Source organism: Noviherbaspirillum denitrificans, from assembly GCF_002211445.1.
Taxonomy (GTDB): domain Bacteria; phylum Pseudomonadota; class Gammaproteobacteria; order Burkholderiales; family Burkholderiaceae_D; genus Noviherbaspirillum; species Noviherbaspirillum denitrificans.
This window is the reverse complement of record NZ_LSTO01000001.1, coordinates 2,931,995-2,956,585: the sequence shown is the minus strand read 5'-3', so window position 1 is coordinate 2,956,585 and position 24,591 is coordinate 2,931,995. Positions and strand designations below refer to the sequence as shown.

At 60.2% G+C, this 24,591-nt stretch carries 23 protein-coding genes and 1 pseudogene; 12 read left to right on the top strand and 12 right to left on the bottom strand.

Translation table 11 applies throughout. The features are described from left to right. Positions 1-24: 24 nt before the first annotated feature. The gene (locus AYR66_RS28905) at positions 25-183 is read left to right on the top strand and encodes a hypothetical protein (protein WP_170942146.1); all 159 of its coding nucleotides are present in this window, start codon (positions 25-27) and stop codon (positions 181-183) included. Here the strand turns inward: AYR66_RS28905 and AYR66_RS14305 are convergent. The 11 genes from AYR66_RS14305 to AYR66_RS14255 form a co-directional block, all read right to left on the bottom strand. Beyond that, positions 180-1,853, bottom strand: a complete 1,674-nt coding sequence (locus AYR66_RS14305) for a methyl-accepting chemotaxis protein (RefSeq protein ID WP_088708039.1) — start codon at positions 1,851-1,853, stop codon at positions 180-182. The genes AYR66_RS28905 and AYR66_RS14305 overlap by 4 nt on opposite strands. A gap of 69 nt (positions 1,854-1,922) precedes the next feature. Then, on the bottom strand, positions 1,923-3,188 hold the full coding sequence (locus tag AYR66_RS14300) for a dicarboxylate/amino acid:cation symporter (protein WP_088709817.1): 1,266 nt from the start codon (positions 3,186-3,188) through the stop codon (positions 1,923-1,925). A gap of 121 nt (positions 3,189-3,309) precedes the next feature. Then, positions 3,310-3,660, bottom strand: coding sequence for a cupin domain-containing protein (locus AYR66_RS14295; RefSeq protein ID WP_088708038.1), 351 nt, complete (start codon positions 3,658-3,660; stop codon positions 3,310-3,312). Continuing rightward, the gene (locus AYR66_RS14290) at positions 3,657-4,634 is read right to left on the bottom strand and encodes a quinone oxidoreductase family protein (RefSeq protein WP_088708037.1); all 978 of its coding nucleotides are present in this window, start codon (positions 4,632-4,634) and stop codon (positions 3,657-3,659) included. Before AYR66_RS14290 ends, AYR66_RS14295 begins: the two co-directional genes overlap by 4 nt. Next, positions 4,631-5,191 carry a gamma carbonic anhydrase family protein gene (locus AYR66_RS14285; protein ID WP_088708036.1) on the bottom strand — a complete coding sequence of 187 codons (561 nt, stop codon included), beginning with the start codon at positions 5,189-5,191 and terminating at the stop codon, positions 4,631-4,633. The genes AYR66_RS14290 and AYR66_RS14285 overlap by 4 nt, the downstream gene beginning before the upstream one ends. Continuing rightward, positions 5,188-6,066 carry a beta-keto acid cleavage family enzyme gene (locus AYR66_RS14280; protein ID WP_088708035.1) on the bottom strand — a complete coding sequence of 293 codons (879 nt, stop codon included), beginning with the start codon at positions 6,064-6,066 and terminating at the stop codon, positions 5,188-5,190. The genes AYR66_RS14285 and AYR66_RS14280 overlap by 4 nt, the downstream gene beginning before the upstream one ends. A gap of 29 nt (positions 6,067-6,095) precedes the next feature. Beyond that, positions 6,096-6,863 carry an SDR family NAD(P)-dependent oxidoreductase gene (locus tag AYR66_RS14275; RefSeq protein ID WP_088708034.1) on the bottom strand — a complete coding sequence of 256 codons (768 nt, stop codon included), beginning with the start codon at positions 6,861-6,863 and terminating at the stop codon, positions 6,096-6,098. Between the two features lie 23 nt (positions 6,864-6,886). After that, positions 6,887-7,789 (bottom strand): dioxygenase family protein, encoded by a 903-nt coding sequence (locus AYR66_RS14270; RefSeq protein WP_088708033.1) that lies wholly within the window; start codon positions 7,787-7,789, stop codon positions 6,887-6,889. A 209-nt stretch (positions 7,790-7,998) separates the two neighbouring features. Then, positions 7,999-9,240: a cystathionine gamma-synthase family protein gene (locus AYR66_RS14265; RefSeq protein ID WP_088708032.1), complete on the bottom strand. Its 1,242-nt coding sequence runs from the start codon at positions 9,238-9,240 to the stop codon at positions 7,999-8,001. 15 nt (positions 9,241-9,255) lie between these two features. Beyond that, positions 9,256-10,317: a maleylacetate reductase gene (locus AYR66_RS14260; protein ID WP_088708031.1), complete on the bottom strand. Its 1,062-nt coding sequence runs from the start codon at positions 10,315-10,317 to the stop codon at positions 9,256-9,258. Between the two features lie 339 nt (positions 10,318-10,656). Continuing rightward, complete coding sequence (locus AYR66_RS14255; protein WP_088708030.1) at positions 10,657-11,748, bottom strand: LacI family DNA-binding transcriptional regulator; 1,092 nt, start codon at positions 11,746-11,748, stop codon at positions 10,657-10,659. 265 nt (positions 11,749-12,013) lie between these two features. Between AYR66_RS14255 and AYR66_RS14250 the strand changes: the two genes are divergently transcribed. Next, positions 12,014-13,096 carry a porin gene (locus AYR66_RS14250; protein ID WP_088708029.1) on the top strand — a complete coding sequence of 361 codons (1,083 nt, stop codon included), beginning with the start codon at positions 12,014-12,016 and terminating at the stop codon, positions 13,094-13,096. 2 nt (positions 13,097-13,098) lie between these two features. Here AYR66_RS14250 and AYR66_RS14245 read toward each other — a convergent pair whose 3' ends face one another. Then, on the bottom strand, positions 13,099-14,022 hold the full coding sequence (locus tag AYR66_RS14245; RefSeq protein ID WP_088708028.1) for a LysR family transcriptional regulator: 924 nt from the start codon (positions 14,020-14,022) through the stop codon (positions 13,099-13,101). 219 nt (positions 14,023-14,241) lie between these two features. On the opposite strand from AYR66_RS14245, the gene AYR66_RS14240 reads away from it, so the two are divergent. The 10 genes and pseudogenes from AYR66_RS14240 (at position 14,242) to pcaF (ending at position 24,483) form a co-directional block, all read left to right on the top strand. Continuing rightward, positions 14,242-15,027, top strand: a complete 786-nt coding sequence (locus AYR66_RS14240; protein ID WP_088708027.1) for a maleate cis-trans isomerase family protein — start codon at positions 14,242-14,244, stop codon at positions 15,025-15,027. A 3-nt stretch (positions 15,028-15,030) separates the two neighbouring features. Continuing rightward, positions 15,031-16,281 carry an alpha/beta hydrolase gene (locus AYR66_RS14235; RefSeq protein ID WP_088708026.1) on the top strand — a complete coding sequence of 417 codons (1,251 nt, stop codon included), beginning with the start codon at positions 15,031-15,033 and terminating at the stop codon, positions 16,279-16,281. A gap of 21 nt (positions 16,282-16,302) precedes the next feature. After that, the gene (locus AYR66_RS30065) at positions 16,303-18,651 is read left to right on the top strand and encodes an AMP-binding protein (protein WP_234814910.1); all 2,349 of its coding nucleotides are present in this window, start codon (positions 16,303-16,305) and stop codon (positions 18,649-18,651) included. 10 nt (positions 18,652-18,661) lie between these two features. Continuing rightward, positions 18,662-18,916, top strand: coding sequence for a hypothetical protein (locus AYR66_RS30060; protein ID WP_234814909.1), 255 nt, complete (start codon positions 18,662-18,664; stop codon positions 18,914-18,916). Between the two features lie 11 nt (positions 18,917-18,927). Beyond that, the gene (locus AYR66_RS30055) at positions 18,928-19,413 is read left to right on the top strand and encodes an acyl-CoA thioesterase (RefSeq protein ID WP_234814908.1); all 486 of its coding nucleotides are present in this window, start codon (positions 18,928-18,930) and stop codon (positions 19,411-19,413) included. Positions 19,414-19,426: 13 nt separating this feature from the next. Then, positions 19,427-20,614: an NADH:flavin oxidoreductase/NADH oxidase gene (locus AYR66_RS14220; RefSeq protein WP_420093132.1), complete on the top strand. Its 1,188-nt coding sequence runs from the start codon at positions 19,427-19,429 to the stop codon at positions 20,612-20,614. An 18-nt stretch (positions 20,615-20,632) separates the two neighbouring features. Next, entirely contained in the window at positions 20,633-21,541 is a 909-nt protein-coding gene (locus AYR66_RS14215) for an SMP-30/gluconolactonase/LRE family protein (RefSeq protein ID WP_088708024.1), read from the top strand. Further along, entirely contained in the window at positions 21,538-22,896 is a 1,359-nt protein-coding gene (locus AYR66_RS14210) for an MFS transporter (protein ID WP_088708023.1), read from the top strand. Before AYR66_RS14215 ends, AYR66_RS14210 begins: the two co-directional genes overlap by 4 nt. A 162-nt stretch (positions 22,897-23,058) precedes the next feature. After that, on the top strand, positions 23,059-23,271 hold the full coding sequence (locus tag AYR66_RS14205; RefSeq protein ID WP_141104079.1) for a hypothetical protein: 213 nt from the start codon (positions 23,059-23,061) through the stop codon (positions 23,269-23,271). Positions 23,272-23,333: 62 nt separating this feature from the next. After that, positions 23,334-24,483: pseudogene (pcaF, locus tag AYR66_RS30420) on the top strand (3-oxoadipyl-CoA thiolase). Positions 24,484-24,591 lie beyond the last annotated feature (108 nt).

Here is a 24,591-nt window from a genome sequence, read left to right as displayed (position 1 = left end):
GGCACATATTGGACGTGAAGCATCATGAACGACATCCTGCACTTCGCCACCGCGCGCAGCCTCATGGAAGCCTTCCCTGTCGAGCGCCTTCTGGTTCCAGCAGGAGACGCCCTTGAGGAACATCCGCAACCGGCGTGCTATCTCGAGCTATTGCCGCAAGGCTTGCTGCCGGATGAGATTTAACCCGCGGCCTGGGCCACCGGGCTGCGGCCAGCCTCTTTTTCCGTATCGGCCGCCGGACTGAACCGGATCATCGGCCGCAACGCGTCGAGAGGCCGGTTCGCCACGCCAACAGGCATTGTTGCGGCGTCAACCTGAAACGCGGCGACTGCATTGCTCAGAGTGCCTGCCTGGTGGCACGCCCTGTGGGCCGATGCCGCGGCCTCCTCGGCCAGCGCCGCATTTTCCTGGGTGATGCCGTCGAGTTGGCGCAGCGCGCTATTGATCTCCTGCAGCCCCCTGCTCTGTTCGCTTCCCGCAATCGCGATATCGTCCATCAGATCCGCAACGCGCCGCACCGCATCCACGATATCGCCCATCGCGCTGCCTGCGTTGGCTACGAGGGTCGAGCCGCAATCGACCTTGTTGCCGGATTCCGTAATCAGTGCCTTGATCTCGCGCGCGGCGTCGGACGAGCGGCTTGCAAGCTGACGCACTTCGGTCGCCACGACAGCAAAGCCGCGCCCGTTTTCGCCGGCACGTGCCGCCTCGACGGCAGCATTCAAGGCGAGGATGTTGGTCTGGAACGCAATGCTGTCGATCACGCTTGTAATGTCCGCAACACGCCGCGACCCGGCCTTGATGGATTCCATTGTATGGACTACATCATTCACGACCACCTGTCCGCTGGTAGCGGCTTCCATTGCCGTTGCTGCTATAACTTTCGCTTGCTGCGTACTGTCCGCGTTTCGCGTGACCATCGCAGTGATCTGTTCCATCGAACCGGCCGTTTCTTCCAGGGCGCTGGCCTGTGATTCCGTGCGCGAGAGAAGGTCTGTATTGCCCCGTGCAATGTCGCTCGACGCGCAAGAAATCTCGGCAACGGCGGACCTCACTCCGCCAATCATGTGGCGGAGATCCTCGTTCATCGAATTCAAGGCATCAATAAGCGCACCGACCTCGTCTCGCCCGCGGTAGGTGAGTCGCGATGTCAGATCGCCACGGGAGACGCGGCTGGCGAATTCGGCAGCCTCGCGCAGCGGCCTGGTAATGCTGCGCGTGATTGCCAGCGCCAGGAACGCGCCCAGCAACGTCCCGGCCATTCCCAGAGCGACGAGCAGCCGGCGGCTCGCGGTGATCGTATCGTTGATGCCATGCGCGCTGGCATCGATCAGCTGCTGTTCATACTCAGAGAACGCGCGAATTGCGCTTACATAGCGGGCAAGCGCCGGCGTCATACTGGTGTCGATGAGCTTCGCCGCCTCCGCGTCCCGACCTGCGGCCTTCTCCCTGGCAATCGATTCCCGTATCCGCAGGTACTCTGTCCGCCGCTCGGCAATGGCCTTGAGGAATCCGCGCTCGTCGTCGCTGTCGGCCTTGGCATCGATTTCCTTCTGAAGCGCGCCGATGATCCTGGCCTGCTCGTCTATTTGAGACTGGAAGAATCGTTTCACGTTCTCGTCGTTCGTCTTTGCCAGCGCGGTGGCGCGTACCGCGTTTGCGCTCACCCGGTTGAGCCACTCCACGGCAAGACGTTCCTTGGACAGGCTGGCAATTGCCATCCGTTCTGTAGCCGCACCGGCATGCTCGAGGCGCAGGATTCCGACGCTGGTCATGATGGCGGCAATCAACAGGAGCAAAAAGAACGCAATCGCGAGCCGCTGCCCGATCCGGATCTTTGTGAGCAGAGTCATTTTCAAGTCCTAAAAGAAAAGGCGCTGTGCCGCGGGTTTCGCAGCACAGCGCCTGTAGTTGAAATACCCTTAAGAAATTGCTTTCAGCTTTTCGCGATCGAGTTCGTTTTCCCAACGCGACATCACCACGGTGGCCACACCATTCCCGATCATGTTCACCAGTGCACGTGCTTCGCTCATGAACCGGTCGATGCCGAGAATGAGCGCCATACCCGCCACCGGAATCGCGGGCACCACAGCAAGCGTCCCGACAAGCGCGATAAACGACGCACCCTGGACCCCACTGGCTCCCTTGGAAGTCAGCATGGCAACGCCGAAAATGGCCAGTTGCTGCGTCAGAGTAAGGTCGGTGTTCGTCGCCTGGGCAACAAACAGCGCTGCCATCGTCATGTAGATGCTCGTACCATCCGTATTGAACGTGTAGCCGGTGGGCACCACCAATCCGACCAGTGGCCTGGAGCAACCGAGCTTTTCCAGCTTGGCCATCAAGGTCGGCAACGCCGTATCGGAAGAACTGGTTGCCAGCACAAGGAAGATCTCCTCCTTGATATAGGCGAGGAATTTGAAGATGCTGAAGCCCGTCACCTTTGCGATCAAGCCAAGGACAAGGAAGACAAACAGGAACGATGTCAGATAGAACGTGCCGATCAGTTTCACAAGCGGACCCAGCGCGCCGACACCGTATTTGCCGATAGTGAACGCCATCGCTCCAAAGGCGCCGACCGGTGCAAATTTCATCACAAAGTTGACGGCCGCGAAGACGGCGTGCCCGGCTGCGTCGACCAGGTCGGTCACTGGACGGCATTTCGGTCCCATTGCGGCCAATGCGAGTCCGAACAGGATCGAGACAAGAATCACCGGAAGGATGTCCCCCTTGGCAAAGGCATCCACCACGGTATTGGGAATAATATTCAACAAGAATTCGGTCGTGCCGAGCTGCTTGGCCTTGCCCGCATAATCGGTGACCTCCTTAACGTCGAGCGAGGCGGCGTTCACATTAAAGCCGTCTCCCGGGCGCAACACATTTCCGACGACGAGGCCGATCAGCAGGGCCAGGGTGGACACCACTTCGAAGTAAAGCAAGGCCTTGCCGCCGACGCGCCCGACCTTCTTCATGTCCTGCATTCCCGAAATGCCTGACACTACCGTGCAGAACACGACAGGGCCGATCAACATCTTGATCAGCTTGATGAAGCCGTCGCCAAGCGGTTTCATGTCTATCGCCAGCCTGGAATTGAGGTGGCCCAGCAGGATGCCGAGTGCAATGGCGATCAGCACTTGCACATAAAGCCTGGTGTAGAAAGGTTTGCTCTTGGAACTGTCGGCCTGTGCCATGGGCGGACTTTGCATCGTCATGTCTCTCATCTAACTCTTACTCGGAAAGGGGTTGAGCAAATAATGCTGAAGCCGGCCATGTGCTGCCGCCCCGTCGGCCGCAGCGCATGGCCAGGCTTGCTCAGCCGGGCTGCTTGGTCTGATAGGGCATCGCCAGCAGAATGGTGGCCGGGCGGTTCGTCTTGTTTTTTAACGCGCGCTTTTCGCCAGGTGCCAGACGGCAGGAGTCATGCTTGTGCAAGACTGCCTCACCGTCTTCTGTCACCACCACTACCTCGCCATCCAGCACCACGTAATGCTTTTCCACCGTCGACGCATCCAGGGTAGTACCGCCGCCCGGCAGGATGTGCGACACCCCGAGCCAGAGCGTATCGGACGGACCTGCCTCGTGTCCCTGCAAGCGCAGGCAGTGCATGCGGTCGTGGTTCGGCGGGTAATATGCCGGCGCCGTATCGAAACGGGTGACGTTCATGGCTTCAGCACAACGCGTTCGCTGGAACCGGTCAGCACAGCGCGATAGGCGTGCGTTGCCTCTTCAAGCGAGTACACCGTGTTCTCTTGCACCGGGAACGGCTTGAGCGAGCCGTCCAGAAAGCCGGGGGCTAGTTCGTCAAGAATCTTCGCGCCTGCCGCGCTGTCCATGGCGAGGGTGTCGATCCCTACATAAGTATGCTGGCCGCGGTAGAACGCGAAGATGTCGAACGGCACCGGCTTTTCGATCGTCGAAATGAAGATCTGGAAGGCGCCGGTCGCCATCGCACGGTTGGCCTGCTCGAAATACGGGCTGCCGACGGTGTTGTAGACGATATCAGCGCCATGGCCGCCCGTGCGCTCATGCACATAGGTAGCGATGTCATTCGTGCTGGCGTCAATCATTTCGACCAGTCCGTTCGCATGTCCGCGGTATAGCTGGCTCGTACGCTCGACAGCAAAAACCTGCGCCCCGGCCCGCGTGGCGAGTTGGATCGCTGCCTGTCCGACCTTGCCATTCCCGCCCAGGACCAGCACGACGTCGCCCTTCTTCGGCATCCCGGCCCGGCGCAAACCTTCATAGGCGGTAATGAAGGGAACACCGACAGCGCCGGCTTCCAGCATGGAGACAGTCTTCGGTTTTTCGCGGACGCTTTCGGTACGTACTGCGAGATATTTTGCGTGGGTGCCGTTGCGGCGGATGCCGAGCTCGCCGCCGCTGCCCCACACTTCCTTGCCGATCCATTCGCCCGGCCCGTCGACGACGACGCCGGCATAGTCGCGGCCCGGCGTGCGCGGCCATACCGCGTGCGGCATCAGGCCCAGCGTCGCCTTGACGTCGCTGGGATTGACGCCGGCGGCATGAATCTCGATCACGCACTCGCCCTTTCCGGCGGCGGGACGGGACTGCTCTTCCACCTGCAATGCGAGGCGGTCAATGTTTTCTGCTTTTTCAAAAACGCGAATTGCGCTCATATTGAAGTACTCCAGTTGTAAGTATGTGGATGTTGGGACCGGTAATGCCTGGCAAGGAGCACATAGCGCTGTGCGTTGCGTTGCATTGCGTTTCGATCGATGTCAGTCAGCGGGCGCAGCAAGCGGGCCGGATTCCCTGCCCAGAGCTCGCCGCTGCCAACGACTTTTCCCGGTGTCACGACCGCTCCGGCGGCGATCATTGCCCCGCTTTCGATCACTGCGCCGTCTAGAATGCGTGCGCCGATCCCGACAAACGCACCGTCTCCGATCGTGCAGGAATGGAGGACGGCGGCATGGCCGACGGTGACGTCGTTCCCGATCTGCGTCGGGTTGCCGTTTGTGCTGCAGTGAATGATGGTGCCGTCCTGGATGTTGCTGCGCATGCCGATGCGAATAGCCTGCACATCGCCGCGAAGCACGCAGCCGAACCAGATCGAGGAATCGGCGCCTACCTCCACGTTCCCCAGCAAAACGGCATTGCTGGCAACGAAGGCGCTGTCATTCACCGCCGGCTTCGCGCCAAGGAATGCGGGGGCGAGTTCGACCGGCGCGGTCATGCTGGCAAGCCCAGGATGGCGCGCGCCTCTTGCGCACTTGCAATTTGCCCGCCGATCGATTCGACAATCTCGCGCGCTCGCTGCACCAGCGCGGCGTTCGACGGGGCGAGTACGCCCTTCTCCAGGTACAGGTTATCCTCGAATCCGACACGCACATGTCCGCCATACAAATAGGATTGCGCGACCATTGGAAATTCATGCCGGCCGATGCCGAACCCGGTCCAGACGGCTCCCTGCGGCAGCAGGCTGCGGGCGTACAGCATGGTTTCCGGGGTAGCGGAGAATCCGTAGTTCACGCCCAGGACAAAGCTGAACAGGCCCGGCCCCTTGAGGACGCCGGTACGGATCAGGTCATGGGCCAGATGCAGATCGCCGGAGTCGAAGATTTCGATCTCCGGTTTGACGCCGGCAGTGTTGATTACCTTGGCCATGCGAATGACATTGGCCGGCGTGTTGATGACGACGTCGGGGCCCGAGTTCATCGTGTTCAGGTCCAGGGTGCAGATGTCCGGCTTGAGGATCGGGATATGCTCGACGCGCTTTTCCGGCACCATCAGCGTGCTTCCCGGCGCAGCCACCTTCGGATCGTCCTGGCTGGGAATGAAGCGTCCGCCGGGTCCGGTCGTCAGGTTGATGACCATGGCCCGGCTTTTCGCGCGGATCAGTTCCATGACCTCCCTGTAGTACTCAAGCTTCATCGACGGCATTCCGGTTTCCGGATCGCGCACGTGGATGTGGGCAACGGCCGCGCCCGCTTCCGCCGCTTCGAGTGCGGCATCGGCAATCTGCCGGGGCGTAATCGGAAGGTTGGGATGCTGGTCCGGCTTGGTGATGTTGCCGGTCACGGCACAGGTAATGATGACCTTGTTTTGCATGGCGTCTCTTCGTCTCGATGTTGATCGGATTACGCGGCACCCAGATGGCGTCCGCCGTCAACCTGGATGGTGGTCCCGGTGACGAATTTGAGCGTGGTGGCGCACGCCTCGATCGCCGCGGCAATGTCGTCGGGTGAACCGATGCGCTTGAGCGGCGTAGTCGCCGCCTGCTTTTCGTTGAACGTCGCGTCGCGGCCCGGCACGAACGTTGTGTCGACCACACCCGGCGACACGCTGATGACCCGGATATCCGGTGCAAGCGCCCGCCCCAGGGACGTCGCCATTACGTCAAGCCCTGCCTTGGCTGCGCAGTAGGCGACATTGCTGCCGATGCCGGTGGTTGCGGCAATGGACGACACATTGACAACTAGGCCGTTGCCGGACGCGCGCAGCAGTGGCGCGAAGGCGCGGATAGTGGCGAACGGGCCGCGCCAATTCGCAATGAACAGCTGATCGATCAGTGCGTCATCCAGCGCGTCGAGGTCCTTGTGCGGCACCGGCTTGGTCATGCCGGCGCTGTTGACCAGGATGTCGGCCCTGCCCCAGCGGACCTGCACCGCGTCCGCCGCGGCGCGCAATGTCGCGCTGTCGTCGATCGCCGCGAACAGTGCGCCGTGTCCGCTTCCCGGCAGTTCCGCCGCCATCGCGGCGGCTTTTTCCGTGTCGGAGCGGGTGAGCAATACGACCTTGGCGCCGCATTCGGCAAGGCGTCGTGCGGCTGCGTACCCGATACCGCCCGTGCCGCCTGCAATGACGGCGACCTGGCCGGAAAGAGTGTGCTTTACGCTATCGTTCATGGCTTCCTCGATGACTGGCTGCGTTACTTGATGGGCGGCTCGGGGAAGGACTGTTCTCCCTCCTCCAGCACGAAGTCGTAGTTGAGCGTGTAAAACGGCGGCTTCATGGCCGGCAGCTCCGGATTGGGCGTGTCATTGCGCTTGAAGTGGCCGATCAGGTGCTTCGTCACCCCAAATACGACGTCACTTTCGAGATGCTCGGAGTTGTCCGCGAATACCTGTGTGATCAGCGTTTTGTAGCCGGGCGCGGACACCATGAAGTGGACGTGCGCCGGCCGGTAGGGGTGACGGCCGATTGCCTCGAGCAGGCCGCCGACCGGACCGTGGGTCGGCACGGGGTATCCCGCCGGGCAGACCGAGTAGAAGTGATAGGAGCCGTTTTCGTTCGTGCGAAACTTGCCTCGCAGGTTCATCTCTTCCTGCTCCGGGTCCTGGTTCTCGTACAGGCCGACGGGAGATGCCTGCCATACATCGACGACCGCGCCAGCGATAGGCTGTCCGTTGACGGACCGCACCTGCCCGGCGACATACATCGGCGCGCCCGGCGTGTTTGAACGGGCAATCGATTCTCCGCATCCGCAGTCCGGGGCATTCAGGCGCCAGAACGGTCCCAGCAGCGCCGCAGCCGTTTGTCCGTGGTCCGTGGGATTGTTGCGCAAAGCAACGAGCGTCGATATTCCCAGCACGTCGGCGGCCAGGACGACCTCATTGTGCAGCTCAGTATTGGCCTGCCCTATGGCACCGATAAAGCGCAGGGCCGCATCGAATTCTTCCTGGGTCAGGTTCACCTCCCTGATCAGTGCATGTGCGTGCCTGACAAACGCGACCAGCAGCTCTCTCAATCGCGCATCTTCGGTGCGCGTAAGCGCATCGAGGACGATCGGCGTGATGGATGCTTCGGTATCGATAATCTTTTTATTGCCCATATCCGGACTCCGATTTGTATGTAGCTCGACGCGGGCATCAAGTCCGCGGGAGCATCGAAATAAAGCCGTATGCAAACGTTTGCATTGTAGTTTGCATGAAATCGCGTGTCAAGCGCGATTGAAATGAGATGGAGGGGAACTTTATGCCCTGCCGGAACGCCAGGGCGATGCAAACAAGGGCATTGCGTCCTGTCCGGGGGTGAGCGGCGTCAGTCCGCTAGCGCTGCCTGGAAATCATTCACCAGGTCCGAGGTGTCTTCAATCCCGACCGAGACACGAATGAGCCCTTCCGCGATTCCCATTGCAGCGCGGCGCTGCGCTCCCACCTCGTAGAAAATCGTATGGGCAACCGGTATCACGAGTGTTCGCGTGTCGCCAAGATTGCTCGCTGCAACACCCAGCCGTAGCCGGTTGATGTAATCGAAGCAATCGATTCCTTCGTCCAGCTCAAAGCTGAGCAATGCTCCGAAATCGGCGAAAAGCTGCGCCGCGAGCGCATGCTGGGAATGCGTCGCCAGGCCGGGGTAATACACAGCCTTGACGCGCGGGTCGGCCGCCAGCATCGACGCGAGCGCGCGCGCATTTGCGCATTGCCGCGCGATACGCAACGCTATTGTCTCCATGCCGACGGCAATATGATGGGCCGCTTCAGGTCCTAGCGCCGCGCCGAAATCGCGCAAGCCTTTCGCACGCAATTGCGCGAGCCCCCATCCGCTGGCAGGTCCGTTCTTGCTCGGCTCGCCCAGGTTGGGAAAACCGCGCCAGTCGAAAAGCCCCGTATCGGTAACGCTTCCGCCAAGCGCATTGCCGTGCCCGGCGTAGTATTTGGTCAGCGAATTGACGACCAGGCCGGCTCCGGCATTCCGGGGCTGGAACAGGCATGCGGACGTCATGGTGTTGTCCACCGCGTACAGGATGCCGCGCTCGTTACAGAGCGCGCCGATGCGGGCCAGGTCGGCGACCTGTGTGCGCGGGTTGGCGATGGTTTCGGTAAAGACGAGCCGCGTCGCCGGCCGCAGCGCCTGCTCGACTGCACTCGCCCTTGTCGTATCCACGAAATCCACGTCGATGCCCTTTCCTGCCATGGACTCCCAGAGGCTATGGGTATTACCGAAGAGGTAGGCGGAGGCAACGACATGGTCGCCCCGGCGCAGCAGGGCGGTTGCGACTGCCGCAATGGCAGCCATGCCGGTCGCAAAGCAGACGGTTCCGGCGCCCTGCTCGAGCGTATTGATCTTGTCCTCCAGCGCACCCACCGTCGGATTGCCCTGGCGTCCATAGCGAAAACCGGCTTGCTTGCCTTGAAACACCTGCGCAAGGTCGCGCGCGTCCCGATATCCGAACGCGACGCCGGCATGGATCGGCTTATGGAGGGCGCCGTGCTCGATCGGCTTTTCCCGGTCGCTGTGCAAGATGGCCGTGGTCAGGCCGTAAGTGCGCTTGACGTTCATTGGTGCAGCCATTAATCACCATCCGCCTGGCGCATTCCCGATGTACGCCCGCTGCAGCAAGTCGAGCACCTCATTTTCGGTCGGCAAGCGCGGATTCATGTACGGTCGCGCGGCTACCTGCACTGCGACATCATGCAGCGCCTCCGGCGGAACGCCCAATGCCTGCAGGTTACGCGGGATCTCGAGCTGGCCGGCGAGCGTATGCAATTCCAGCGCCGCGTCCCGGCAGTCCAGTGCCCCGGCAATGCTCTCTGCAGCGGCGGGCGCAGCAGGCGCGTTATAGGACAGGACGTGCGGCAGCAACACGGCGTGGAGTTCCGCGTGGAGCAAGTTGTAGGTGCCGCCGAGGACGTGGCATAACTGGTGGTGGAGCCCCATGCTGACGCTTCCCAGGACGATCCCGGCCAGTGCCGCGCCGTACAGGCAGTCTGCGCGGCCCGCCAGGTTATGCGGATCGGAAGATACCTGAAGAAGTCCTTTTTTCAGAGCGCGCACAGCTCCGGCCGCTAGCAGCGACGTAAGCGGACTTGCATCGGCCGCATACATTCCTTCGACGGCATGGGCCATCGCGTTGAAGCCGCTGCTCACAGAAGTCGTTACTGGCAGGTCGACGCTCAGCAGCGGGTCGTAGATCACGACTTTCGGAAGCACGCGGGGATCGCGCCCGGTCGTCTTGCGAGCGCTCTCTGTGATCCCGAAAATTGACGTCATCTCGGAGCCGGCATACGTCGTCGGAATTGCCACAATCGGGACATCCATCTCTCGCGCGACGGCTTTGGCCAGACCTAGGGGCGAGCCGCCACCTATCGCGACAAGGCAGTCAGCGCGAATGCGGCGCGCTTCATTGACGGCCGCGCGAACCGTCTCTGCAGGCACGTGCATCGCGGCGTGGGGAAATACCCCGGAAAAGCGCGAACCCAAGGCATCCCGCACCTGCTCCACAACTAAGTTGCGGCGAGGCGTCGCGATCAATAGCGCATTCCCGGGGCCGAGCCTGGCCAGCTCATCAGGAAGACGCGCCAGCGCACCTTCCGCGAAGACGATGCGGGGCACTTGCATCTGGGTCGTAAAGTCCATGGCTTCTTCCTGTCGTCGCTCGGTCAGAAATGACTATCCTGCACCCGGAAATCGGTCGAGACAGACCGCTCGCAACTTGAAGCAACGAGCCAGGCGCGGACAATGACAAACAGACGCCACTGTACCTCGGTTTTAATTATGGTGCAAACGATTGCATTATAATTGCCGAATGTCGCATGGAGATGCGGGATGATGACGAAGACAGAGGAATTCCTGAAAGACGCGGGATCAAGCAGGTGCCCGGCATAACGAAGCCGGGCATTGGTAGTGCATGGTCGGGGAACGAATCAAGTCGACATCGCGGGCCACCGACGAGAAATGTCGGGCCAGGGTTCTGCGTTACGTCGCGGGGCCGCGTTCCATCGCCTTTTTCCTTGCCGGTGCGCGATCAGCCGGTTTCGCAACCTGGCAGGTTGAGCCGCGCGCCATCAACTTCGGTGGCAAGGTAATACGTACGATTGCGCCATCACGTTTCTGAATCCGGTCCAGCAGCAGCCTGGCACCTTGCTTGCCCATTTCCCGGTGCTGGATGCGAATCGTCGATAGCGGCGGATTCAACATGTCAACCAAGGGCATGTCATTGTGGCCGATGATCGAAACGTCTTCAGGACACCGCAGGTTGGCAGCCTGGAGCGCGTCGTAGCACCCGAGCGCAATCAGGTCGTTTGCCGCGACAATGGCGGTCACACCCTTGTGCCGCTTAAGGAGCTTCCCGCACGCAATGCGCCCCGCTTCCCGGGTGAACTCGGTCGCCTCCACGATCGGCGTATCGGCCAGACCGTGCTGGCGCGCGGCAATCAGGAAGCCTTGATGCCGTGAGTGGCCGGTCGCCAGCGTAAGCGGTCCCGACACATGGGCAATGCTCGCGTGACCAAGATCGATCAAATGATCGACAGCGAGTTTCATGGAAAGAATGTCATCGTTGACGACTTCCGGAACCCGCCCATCCTGTTCGCCGCGATTGACAAGGACAACCGGGATGTCTTCCAGGATACAGCGGCGCACCAGCGGATCTTCGCGGGCCGCGGTGGCAAGAATGAGGCCATCTACCTGCCTTGAAAGCATCTGCTCGAGTGCTTGCTCCTGTTCCTGCTCGGAGCTTCCAACGACGAGGTTGGCGATGAGAACACTAAAGCCTTCCGCGGCGAGCTGTTCCTCAATGCCCCGGATGATGGGAGGAAAAACGGGGTTTTCAATGTCCGGCAGAAGCACCCCGACAACCTTCGACGAGCCCCCGCTTAACGCAGAAGCAAGTGCATTGGGGCGATATCCGAGCGCTTTTGCCGACGCCAGCACCCGCTTGACCACCTCGTCACCAATCAAGTGCCGGGTCGCCGGATTGAGCGCGCGGGAGACTGTCGATGGATTCACTGCCGCGTGCGCGGCAACATCGCGAATTGTGATGCGGGACGACGAAGGAGAGGTAGCCATGCAACTATTCTACACGACCGTATCGCCATAAAAGTCCAGTCGTCCGGAGGTTCGTGCAGGTTTGCCTCTCCGCTATTCCACATCCGCCGGATGCCATACGCGCTACCCATAAGAATTTGCTTTGGCGCAGCAAGAAATCGGTATTTTTCACGCTCCGCACCAGCTTCTAGCATCAGGAGCGAATGAAGCCTAGGCAGGCCTCATTGCAAGCCGAGTGCATCCGCACTGAGGCATTCCCAAAACAATATCCATTCCTGGAGACTCAATGAAAAAGGCTCTTCTTGCGGCCGCCGTGACAATCGCGTTTTCGAATGCGGCTTCCGCCCAATCCAATCTTTCCGTGTACGGTATTGTCGACCAGGGTGTCGAGTACCTGACCAACGCCAATCCTGCTGGCGATTCGCTGGTACGCATGCCAAGCCTTACCGGAACGCTGCCGTCCCGGCTGGGATTCAAGGGAGTCGAAGATCTTGGTGGCGGCTTTCGAACGCTGTTCGTACTGGAAAGCGGGTTCGCAATGACAACCGGCGCAGTTGGCTACGGCAACAGGCTCTTCGGCAGACTCGCCTACGTCGGCCTCGGCGGCCCTTGGGGAACGCTCATGCTCGGACGGCAATTGACCATGACCGCGCACGGGCTTGGAGGCGCGGACGTAATCGGCCCGAGCATTCATGGACTCGGCGTGCTCGACGCTTACATTCCCAATGCGCGCAGCGACAACTCCATCGGCTACCTGGGATCGTTTTCGGGCCTGACGCTCGGCGCCACCTACAGCCTCGGCCGTGACAGCTCCGCAGCCGGCGGACCTGCGGGAACAAACTGCCCGGATGGATTCTCCGGCAATGCTCGCGCGTGCCGGCAATGGACCGCCATGGCAAAGTACGATGCAACGGGTTTTGGAATTGCAGGCACGATGGATCGCATGCATGGCGGACCGGGTGCTGCTGCCGGCCTGTCAAACAGCTCGTACACCGACACGCGGACCCAGCTCAACGGATACGCGATGATCGGTCCGGTGAAACTGGGCGCAGGATGGCTAGGGCGGGAGACCAAGGCAGCCACCAATTCCAAGGTCAACCTCTTCTTCATCGACGCCAGTTATCCGTGGTCCAGCCAGCTGACCGTCGACATCCTCGCCGCACGGCGCGACGTCCGCAATTCACCGAATGATTCCACACTCCTGGTAGCGCGCACGACCTATGCGCTGTCGAAGCGCACAGCCGTGTACGCCTCACTGGGGCACATCGACAATGACGGCGCGGCTACCCAGGCCGCCAGCGCGGGCGCACCGGTCGGCGCCGGCATGAGCCAATTGGGTGTGATGACTGGGATCCGTCACACGTTTTGACGTCAACCGGCAGGGGCGTCCGCCCCTGCCTCCACAATCGTCTTTTGCACCAATTCCTCAATGATCTGCTGCAGGGCCGCCTCTGCCTTCGATAGCGGATTGGAATCGGATCGGACGAGGGATAGCGGATACGACACTTCCGGTTCCACGATTGGGCGCGCAGACAAGCGCCGCTTTTCGATGAGCGGCCTTACCGCGACGATTGACATGACCGTCGCCCCGAATCCCTCTTCGACCAGCTTCAAAATGGTGGAAGGCGATTGCACTTCCAGTGCCACGTTCAGATCGAGCTTCCTTGCCTTGGCCGTCTCCTCAAGGAATTGCCTGAGGCGGTTGGGTGCGCTTGGCAGGATCAGCGGCTGGCAAACAATCTCCTCGAATGCAATGCTTCGGCTTGTGCGCAGCCCCTGTTCCGGTTTGTAGATAAAGAAGGCCCGGTCCTCCACCAGGGTCTTTGCCGTGAGCCCGAGCGTCGGCGGGACGGAAAAGGCTAGTGCCATGTCCAGGCGGTCCAGCTGCAGCCATTCGGTCAGCACGCTGCCCAGGTCTTCCACAAGGTTGATCGAGACTTCCGGCAATTCTTGGCGGCAACGCTGGAGCAGCGGCAGCGCCAGAACACTCGCAATCGTCGGCGTAATGCCGATAGAAATGTGCCCGCGCACCGGCCCCGCATGGTCGAGCAGGACCTTCCTGGTCTGGTCGACTTCGTCCAGGATCTTCCGCGCGCGTTCCAGGAACAGGAGGCCGGCCTCCGTCGGTTCCACGCCGCGCGTGTTCCGGATGAGCAGCTGGATTCCCAGCTCTTCTTCCAGCTTGCGGATTTGGAAGCCCAGCGCCGGCTGGGCGACATACAGTTTCAATGCGGCCTGGGTAAAGCTCTTGTGCCGCACGATTGCCTCGAAATACCGCATCTGTCGCAGGTCCATTCCCTCTCTCCCTACTGCCAATCTTCGCCGCCAACGGGCGGTCGCCCGAGTATAGCGCTGCTGAACCCGGGACTCGAATCAGACTTTTCTCTGGCGCGATAAAAAAACGGTATTAACGCCTCCCTTCCCGCAAGGCCTACATTGTCGACTAACGGATGCAGGCACCGTCTCAACAGCATGACAGCAAGAGGAAAGAGCATGACAGCAAGAGGAAAGAGCATGACTAAAACCACTTTTCGAATCGGCCAGATCGTACCCAGTTCGAACACCACAATGGAAACGGAGATCCCTGCAATGTTGCAATCGCGCATGGCAGTGCGGCCGGAGAAGTTCACCTTCCACTCCAGCCGAATGCGCATGCATCGGGTAACGAAGGAGGAGCTCGCACGCATGGACGCCGACAGCTTGCGTTGCGCTGCTGAACTTGCAGACGCGCGCGTGGACGTAATGGGCTATGCCTGCCTTGTTGCCATCATGTCGATGGGAACAGGCTACCACAGGGAAAGCGAGCGCCGCCTGACCCAGGTGGCGCGGGACAACCTGTGTGCCGCCCCTGTCGTCACCTCGGCCGGCGCATTGATTGACGGCCTGCGAATCCTGGGCGCCAAACGCGTATCGATTGTCACACCGTATATGCGGCCACTAACAGATCTTGTGGTCAAGTACATCGAGAGCGAGGGTATCGACGTGATTGATGCAATCGCATTCGAAATTCCCGACAACCTCGAAGTCGGCCGGCGCGATCCGATGCGCCTGGTCGACGATGTGGCACGACTGAACATCGAAAACGCGGACGCAGTCGTGCTCTCCGCCTGCGTGCAGATGCCGTCGCTGCCGGCAATCCAGGCGGTCGAGGACAAACTGGGACTACCGGTGACATCGTCGGCCGTTTGCACCACCCGCCGTCTCCTCGAAAACCTTGGATTGGAACCGGTTGTGCCCGGCGCCGGCGCCCTCCTGAGCGAACGCTTCGCCAGTGCCCGTGCACCGCAGGCCGGGAGGTAGGCCGTGCGCACAACTTCAGCAATCGCCACGACTACCGCAGGCCTGCGCGGCGCACACTGGAAGGAAGGCCGCCTGCCCGACGGAGTAAAGGTCTTGCCCACATCCCTAAAGACTGACGACGGTGCAATGGTTACGGGCTTCCTGTTTTATCGCGGCGGAGAGCAGACCGTGGTTTGCGCGATGCATCCGCGAGAAATGCTGGTGACGCAATATCTGGTGCCTGAAATTCTTCAAGGCGGACGCGCAATGTGGGTCATGGGTTCGCGCACGGCCGGCAACGACCTGCGTCTCGAGCATGAAAAGGCTGTCCTCGACCTGGCGGCGGGCCAGCGCTTTCTGCGGGAAAAGGGATACCGTTGCAGTGTGTTGCTCGGAACCTCGGGTGGCGGGCCGCTGGCGGCCTATTACATCCAGCAGGCTCAATTGCCGGGATCGAAGCGAATCGCGACCAGCCCTGCGGGCCGCCGGACCGGCCTGGACGAGGCGAACCTGCCCCTGCCCGATGGACTGATGCTCGTTTCATCGCATCTTGGCCAAGGTCCATTGCTGCTGAACTGCATCGATCCATCCGTTATTGATGAATGCGATCCGCTGAAAACCGATGAAAGCCTTTCGATTTTCAATCCGCGAAACGGATTTGCGCCGCCGCCGCACAGCGCGCAATACGATTCGACTTTCCTGGAGCGCTACCGCAGCGCGCAGCGCGCCCGCGTATTGCGGATTGACAGCATGGCCCTGGAATTCATCGCACGCAAAGCGGCAGCAAAAAAGCGCCTCTCACGCGACTTCAGTACCGCGGACGCTGCGCTAGCGGCACATACCCCTGTACTGGAGGTATGGCGCACGGATGCCGATCCCCGCTGCTTCGACTTGTCCCTCGAGCCCTCGGACCGTGTCTACGGCAGCCTCTGGGGCGCCAATCCGATGGTTTCCAATTTTGGCGCAGTCGGCTTTGCAAGGCTTTGCACCCCCGAAAGCTGGCTGTCGAACTGGTCTGCGTTTTCGTCAAACGCGACCATGGAAAAGTGCGCGCCATCCGTCAATGTCCCTACGTTGATGATCGAATACACAGGAGACAACAGCGTGTTCCCTTCCGAGGCACAACGACTGTTCGACTTGATCGGTACGCCGGACAAGACGCGCCATCGCATCCCGGGCAATCACCAGGGCGGACCGATCTCCCCCGGTGGGCCGAATGGCCAGGAGCAAGCCGGCGCGTGCATACGAGACTGGCTCGCAGAGAAGAATTTTTGAATGACCAGGAGACAAGCAAAAGTGAATCACGACATCGTCCCAGTTAATGCAATCGGCGTCACGCAACCGCTCGATGGCGTTGTCTATCCGGATAAGGAGGATTTGAAGCGCTACATTGAAGCCGGAATCCTGACGAGCGAAACCTTGATCGGCGCGCTGATGCAATCCTTCAAGAACAATGCCGGCCGCGTTGCCCTGCGCAGCAGTGCCGGCGACTTGAGCTACCGGGAGCTCGACAGTTTGAGTGATCGTGCCGCGGCAACGCTGATGAAGTTGGGATTGGAACCATTGGACCGGGTACTGTTCCAGATGGCGAACAGTTCAGAGCTGATCATATGCATGCTTGCATGCCTAAAGGCAGGCCTGATTCCCGTATGTACGCTGGTCAGTCACCGGGAGGCCGAAATGGGTTACCTGGCCGGGCATGCCAGGGCGCGCGCCATCTTCGTCGATGGTGATCATCCCAGGTTCGACTTCGTCGCTTTTGCGCAGGGACTCCGCCAACAGCATCCCTCGCTCAAGCACATTGTCGTCGGACGCGGACCGGCCCGCGACGGCGTCCCCAATCTTGATGAATTGATCGCCACGAGTGACCCGGACGAAGCAAAAGCGCAGGTTGCAAATACCGTGGCTCGGCTTGATCCCTTCCAGGTCGCCGTTTTCCAGCTCTCGGGAGGCACAACCGGGGTGCCGAAAATCATTCCGCGCATGCAGAACGAGTACTTGTACAACATGCGCGCAGTCTTCGCGTGGAGCGGACGCTCGCGCGACGAGACCGTATTCTGCGCGGGTCCGCTGGTGCACAACGCCGGGATGGTATGTCATTGGGGACCGGCGCTTCTGCATGGCGGCTCCCTGGTAACAGACCGTGACCTTTCGCCGGAAGGTCTGAGGAACACGTTCAAGAAGTTCCGGCCGACATGGCTGTTCCTGATGCGGCCAGTGCTGGTAAGACTGAAGGAGGCGTTGAAGCAGGCGCCAATGGATCTTTCCTATGTCCGCGCCGTAATCAGTTCTTCCCACGCGCAGTTCGTCAGCCAGGAACTGGGCATGCCCGGCTTTCACTTCTTCGGCATGGCCGAGGGATTGATCATGTCAACCCGGAAGAGCGACGGCGAAGAGGCGATCTTCCAAAGCGTGGGAACGCCGGTTTCGCCATTTGACGAGGTCAGGCTATATAGACCGGGAACAGAAGAACAGGTTGCTCCCGGCGAAGTCGGCGAACTGGTGTGCAAGGGACCATATACCTTGTCCGGTTATTACAACGCGTCGGAGCGCAACCGCGAAGCCTTCACCAGAGACGGCTTCTACCGGACGGGAGACCTGCTATCGCTCCGCAGCTTCGGGGACCGCCAGTACTTCGTGTTCGAGGGGCGAATCAAGGACGTCATCAATCGCGGTGGAGAAAAAATCAATTGTGACGAAGTTGAACGCGCGCTGCGCGATTATCCAGGCCTGGTCGACGTAGCAATCGTCGCCATGCCCGACGACGTCTACATCGAACGCGGTTGCGCTTTTGTGTGCATGGAAAGCGGCCAATCCGCGCCGACGCTTGCGTCCTTCGGCAAACACCTGGAAAGGCATGGCCTCGCCAAGTACAAATGGCCGGAGCGAATCGAGCTCCTGCCCTCGCTGCCGACGACGAAGTCGGGAAAGGTCAGCAAGCCCTTGCTCCGCGAAAGGATCAAGGAACTGGTCCATGCCGAACGATTGCTCCTGGCACGCGGGATGAACCCGGAAAACCCTACATCGGAGATGACCATGAATATCGCACCATCACACACTCCTCCAATGCCATTCCTGGATGGCGTGCACCATACTGCGCGCCCAACCTGGAAGCTGCAGGAAACGGTACGCTTTTACCGTGACGTACTTGGATTGCCGCTCATTCACGCCATTTCTGCTAAAGGTTGGGGGCGCGAAGGCCATCCCGATTTTGTGCACTTCTTCTTCGACAGCGGAAACGGCAGCACGATCGCCTTTTTCTATTACATCGGGACCGAGCGCCCCGACTACCTGACACCTCGCACCGACGAATTCTTCTATCGGGGAACGCATACAGCGTGGCGAGTGAATACGCGGGAAGAACTGGAGCGGTGGAAAGCGATGCTCGAAGCCAGGGGTGTGGAAGTCTCCCCGCTCACGCGGCATGAAGTCATTGAATCCATCTATTTTGCAGATCCGAACGGCTATCCCATCGAGATCACTGTGCAGCTGCGGGAGTTCGATGCGCGCGACAAGGAAGATGCACGTCTGACTGTCGAAGCCGCGATGGCTGCCGATGGAGAAGCCGCCAGGGAACGCCGCGCGCTCGCGGATATCGATACTGTCTGGCGCATGAAGAGCGACCTTCTTGCGAAGCCGCAATAAGGGGAGCGATATGCCGCATATTTATGTCCTGAATGTTCCTGAATTTATTGCGCTGGTCGAGGTGGCGCGCAAAAAACCTGCATGCGTCGTTACCGAACATGGCCGGAATTATTTTAAGATTTCCAGTGACGATGTCCTGGAGTTTTCGCGCAAGGAGCTCGGCTTCAAACCGGCCATTTGGTACGGCAGTCTCACGGGAGGCCTGGCCGGCAAGATCACTCGCTTCGATCGCGAGCAATTGCGCATCGAGCGAGACGATTTGTGAACGAGGCCGCAATGGACTGCGATGCCGCCGTAAGCGGCGATATCGTCCTGTCCCGCACGCCATTCGTGATTCGGCGTCGCGCTCGCTGGGCCGAGTGCGATCCCGCGGGCGTCGTCTTCGCCGGCAACTTTTCGCTCTATGTACATCATGCGTTGGACGCGTTCAGGAGCGAACTCTTCGGGCGTCCGTGGCATGCACCGGCAGAGGGAGATCTGCATTGCGCAATGCCGACCAAGGCGTTGTCGCTGGCCCTCCACCGGGCCCTGTGGCCTGGCGAATTGTTTGATATCAGGGCAAGCGTTAGCGCCGTGGGAGATTCGACCGTAAGCTTTTCGATGCATGGGAGCCTCGTCGACGGGACACCGGTGTTCGATGCCGGAATCACGTCTGTCTGCATCGCAGCCGAAGCGCGCCGGGCCATTCCCGTTCCCGACTGGTTGCGAAGAAGGATTGAAGAACACCGAGCGTCTTGTTCGACGCCCGAATTTAATAAATAGCAAGGAGACTTTTGTGAAATCACATCTATTTACGCCCTACACAATGCGTGAGCTAACGCTTGAAAACCGTATTGTTGTGGCGCCAATGTGCCAGTACGCTGCAGAAAATGGCAACGCCTCGGACTGGCACATCATGCACCTGGGGAATCTCGCCGTTTCCGGCGCGGGGCTCGTCATTGCCGAAGCGACTGCGGTCGAACCGCAGGGACGCATTTCCAACCGTTGCCTGGGACTGTATTCGGATGACAATGAGCGCGCGCTGGCGCGCGTAGTCGAATTCGGCCGCCGCTACGGCAAGGCAAAGCTGGGTATCCAGCTCGCGCATGCGGGCCGAAAAGGTGCGGTGACCCCGTCGTGGATGGTACGCCGCCCGCTGACCGAGGAAGAGGGATGGTGGCAACCGGACGCGCCCTCAGTGATAGAGGACGGCGTCCATTCGCTGCCAAGGGAGCTGGACCAGGCAGGTATTGACCGAATCAAAGCGGCCTGGCGGGATGCCACCATTCGTGCGGATCGAGTTGGCTTTGATCTGATCGAATTCCATTTCGCGCACGGCTACCTGGTCAACCAATTCCTTTCGCCGCTGACCAACTTGCGGCAGGACGCGTATGGCGGCGACCGCATGAAGCGCTTCCGTCTCGCGCTGGAAATTTTTGACGAGTGCCGCGCGCTTTGGCCGAAGCACAAGCCCATGGGCGTCCGCATATCGGCCGTCGATTGGGTCGATGGCGGATGGGACCTGGATGATTCGGTAGCCATCGCAAAGGAATTGCAGGCCCGCGGCTGTGACTACGTGTGTGCGACCAGCGGCGGTTCGTCAATGAAGCAGAAAATCGTCCACGGCCCCGGCTACCAGGTTCCGTTCGCCGAGCGTATCCGGCACGAAGGCGGCATCCCGACGATGGCAGTGGGACAAATCACCGAAGCCGAGCAGGCCGAAGCGATCCTCCAGGACGGCAAGGCAGACCTGATCGCGCTTGCACGCGGCATGCTGTACAACCCGAGATGGGCATGGCATGCGGCAGCCAAGCTTGGCGTGCATCTCGACTATCCGAAGCGCTATGTGAATTGCCATCCGGCGCTGGGACCGGACCTGAAGTTTGCCGAAACACGGGAAAAGGCGGAAGCCTTGCAAGGTCTGTGGCGTATTTCAGAGAGGAGCAAATTGGTCGGCTCCGCAGCCAACTCGACCTCGGATTAGGCCAACGGACCTGAAGCGATGAGCAAAGTCATGCAATTTGCCGGCGGCGCGGCCATCCTGGGCGAATCTCCGCTCTGGTCGGTATCGGAACAGGCACTGTATTGGGTTGACAGCATTGCTGGCACGATCCACCGGCGTGGCTGGACAGACAAGGAAACGTCAACGTGGCAATTCGGCGAAGAAGTGGGTGCCGTTGGCCTTTGCAGTGGCGGTCTTGTCGTCGCCGCGCGTTCGGGCTTTCACTTCTTCGACCCGGCCAGCGCCGCGCGCACGCAACTGGCGGCGCCCGAGCGCGACTTCCCGGACAACCGCCTGAACGATGGCAAGGTCGACCGGCATGGCCGATTCTGGTCAGGATCGTTGCGGGAGACCGGGTATGCGCCGGTTGGCAACCTCTGGCGGCTGGACGGATCGGGAGCGACTGAACATGTTCTTGGCGGATTGACCATTCCAAATGCCCTGTGCTGGAGCCCGGATGGCGCCCGGATGTATTTCGCCGATTCGCCAACCGGCCTGATCGAAGTTTTCGATTTCGATGCGCATACCGGCAGGGTCGGGGGTCGACGGCCGTTTGCGCGCATACCGGATGGGCGGGGATTTCCGGATGGCGCGACAGTCGACAGCCAAGGGCGGGTGTGGTGCGCCAATATCGACGGTGGCCGCATCCTGCGCTTCCTGCCGGACGGTTCGTGCGACGCACAGATTTCCTTGCCGGTTACCCGGCCTACTTCCTGCACCCTCGGCGGGCCCGATCTCGACGTCCTCTTTGTCACGACGGCGAGACGGCGATTGAGCGAGGAGCAGCTGCGCACGCAGGAATTATCCGGGAGCGTCCTGGCCATCAAGGTCGACGCAAAAGGTATCGCGGAACCGCTATTCCGGCTGCAAGCCGCAGCGGAAACAAAACAAAATGGAGACCAACAATGAACACCGAAAATATTCAGCACTTTATTGAAAACAGGAAGCTGGGCAGGTTCCAAATCCAGACCTTTGTCCTTTGCGGACTCATCGTTCTGCTCGATGGATTCGATACGCTTGCCATCGGCTACGTCGCCCCGTTCATCATGAAGGAATGGGGGGTGACCAAGGCCGCGCTCGGACCGGTTTTCGCATCCGGGCTGCTGGGTTTGATGATCGGCGCCTTGATCTTCGGCCCGGCGGCGGATCGCTTCGGGCGAAAGCCGGTACTTGTCGCATCCACTGCGATGTTCGGCGTCTTTTCGCTATTGACGATCATGAGCTCAAATCTGTCGATGCTCATCCTGTTTCGATTCATGACCGGTCTCGGACTTGGGGGGGCCATGCCGAACGCAATTTCCCTGACCTCGGAATACGCTCCATCCCGCATCCGTGCCACGGTCGTCATGACGATGTTCTGCGGCTTTTCCCTTGGCGGCGCAATCGGCGGCGTACTGGCGGCCCACCTGATCAGGGAATACGGCTGGCATTCGGTATTCATTGTCGGCGGCACGCTGCCGCTCCTGCTGGTACTCTGGCTGACGGTTTCGCTGCCCGAGTCGCTCCGCTACCTGGTCGTCCGCGGAAAGCGCGACGGCGACGTCCGTGCGCTCCTGGCGCGGATCGATTCAAGCGTCCGTTATGACATGGACACTCGCTTCGCCGTTCATGAAGAAAACCCGAGCGGCTTCCCCGTCGCCCAGTTGTTCAAGAACGGCCGCGCGGTCATGACGCTGCTGCTGTGGGTGATGTTCTTCATGAGCCTTTTCGAAATCTTCTTTATTTCCAACTGGATGCCCACCGTCTTCAACGGGCTGGGCATCCCGCTTGAAAAATCGGTGCTGATCACCTCGTTGTTTCCGGTCGGCGGTACCATTGGCACACTTGTGCTTGGACGCTTCATCGATACGCGGCGCCCCTATGTCATCATCGCCGCTGTCTACGTTGCCGCCGCCGTTTTCGTCGGCGCACTTGGCCTCATTAGCCAGTCGTCCCTGCCCTTGCTGGCGGCCTGTTCGTTCGCCGCCGGATTTTGCTCTGTCGGGGCGCAAGTCGGCACCAATGCACTTGCCGCAATGGCATATCCGACCATGATCCGCTCCACCGGCGTTGGCTGGGCATTGGGCGTAGGCCGCGTAGGCTCGCTGGTCAGTTCCCTGATCAGTGGTGTGCTGATCTCGCTGAACATGAACGCATTCCAGATCTTCCTGATCGGGGCAATTCCAATTTTTATTGCTGCCTTGGCGGCAGCCTGCCTCAGTGCCGGCGAGCGCCGCGAATCTTCCCGGGCAGTCGTCAATCCGGGAGAAGAAGTCCAGGCTTGAATCTGGCATTGCCTGTCTATCTTCGTGCCGCTCCCGGAATGAGGCGGGAATCGCTGCGATTTCGGGACACTGTGACACCGCCATTTGGCATGCAGGAGCGCAGGACACGATTCCTGCTTTAGGCTGGGGAATGGATCTGGCGGCCGCACCAAACAAATATTTGTGATGATCGAACACCGGACCCGGACCGGCGAAAGCAAGATTGTCGAGAATTGCTGTGACCTTCTCACCGGCGTTCGATACGTCGGCCGCATCTACACTGACCTTGCCGTCATCGATGTCATTGGAGATGATCTCGCAGTGCGCGAGATCGTGTCCGTGTTTTCATTTCAAGAATTGCAACGCATGACCGCCGCGCCGCTGCGACCTAGATGAGTGAAGCAAGCGTTCAAATTTCTTGCGTATGCAAATTACACCGGAGCCGGCAGGAATCTGCAATGAACAGTGCCTACATTTGCGATGCAATCCGTACGCCGGTCGGACGTTATGGCGGCGCGCTTAAAGATGTGCGTGCCGACGATCCCGGCGCCGTACCGCTGCACGCACTCATGCAACGCAACGCAGACGTCGACTGGAATGCTGTCGACGATGTCGTCTTCGGATGTGCGAACCGAGCGGGCGACGACAACCGCAACGTCGCACGCATGTCACTACTCCTCGCCGATCTTCCAGAAAAGACTAGCGGCTCGACCATCAATCGACTGTGTGGTTCAGGACTCGATACCGTCAGCACACCGGCGCGTGCAATCAAATCCGGAGAGGCAAATCTAATGATTGCGGGCGGAGTGGAATCGATGACGCGCTCCCCATTCGTCATGGGCAAGGCCGACAGCGCATTCTCTCGCAGCGCATTTCTTCAGGACACCACAATCGGATGGCGCTTCATCAACCCGGTAATGCAGGCCATGTATGGAACAGACTCCATGCTGGAAACTGCGGAAAATGTCGCCCGGAAGTTCGCCATCAGCCGCGAGGATCAGGACAGGCTTGCTATGCGCAGCCAGGTGAAGGCTGCCTCTGCACAAGCGGGCTGCGCGCTGGAAGAGAAGATTACGGCTGTGTCCGTTCCGCAACGAAAGTGAGACCCGTTAGTGTTTATGCAGGACGAGCACCCTCGCCTGACTTCGTTGGAATCGCTCGCGAAGCTAAAGGGAGTCGTGCACGCGGGACGGCACTGTCACTGCTGGCAATGCATCGGGCGTGAATGATGGTGCGTGCGCGCTATTACTGGCGAATGAGCACTCCGCAATCCGCTACAGCCTGAGGCCCTTGGCACGAATGATCGGAATGGCCACCACCAGTGTTGCACCTAGTGTAATGGGAATCGGTCCTGTGCCGCCCACTCGCAAACTGCTGTCAAAGTTGGATATGGTTTTCGACCAGGTCGATGTAATCGAGCTAAACGAAGCGTTTGCTGCACAAGCACTGGCTGTATTGCGTTCAATCGGGTTTCAGGACGACGATCCACGCGTCAACCCGAATGGTGGAGCAATTGCCCTTAACCACCCTTTAGGAATGAGTGGAGCGCGCCTGGTCACGACTGCTGCTTTTGAAATGCAGCGAAAAGGCGGCAGATTTGCCTTATGAACGATGTGTATCGGCGTCGGCCAGGGAATTGCGGTAATGATCGAGCGGGTTTGAGCGCGATAATCATGTGCAAAATGGAAACTCTTGTAAGAGTAGGCCTGCACCTTA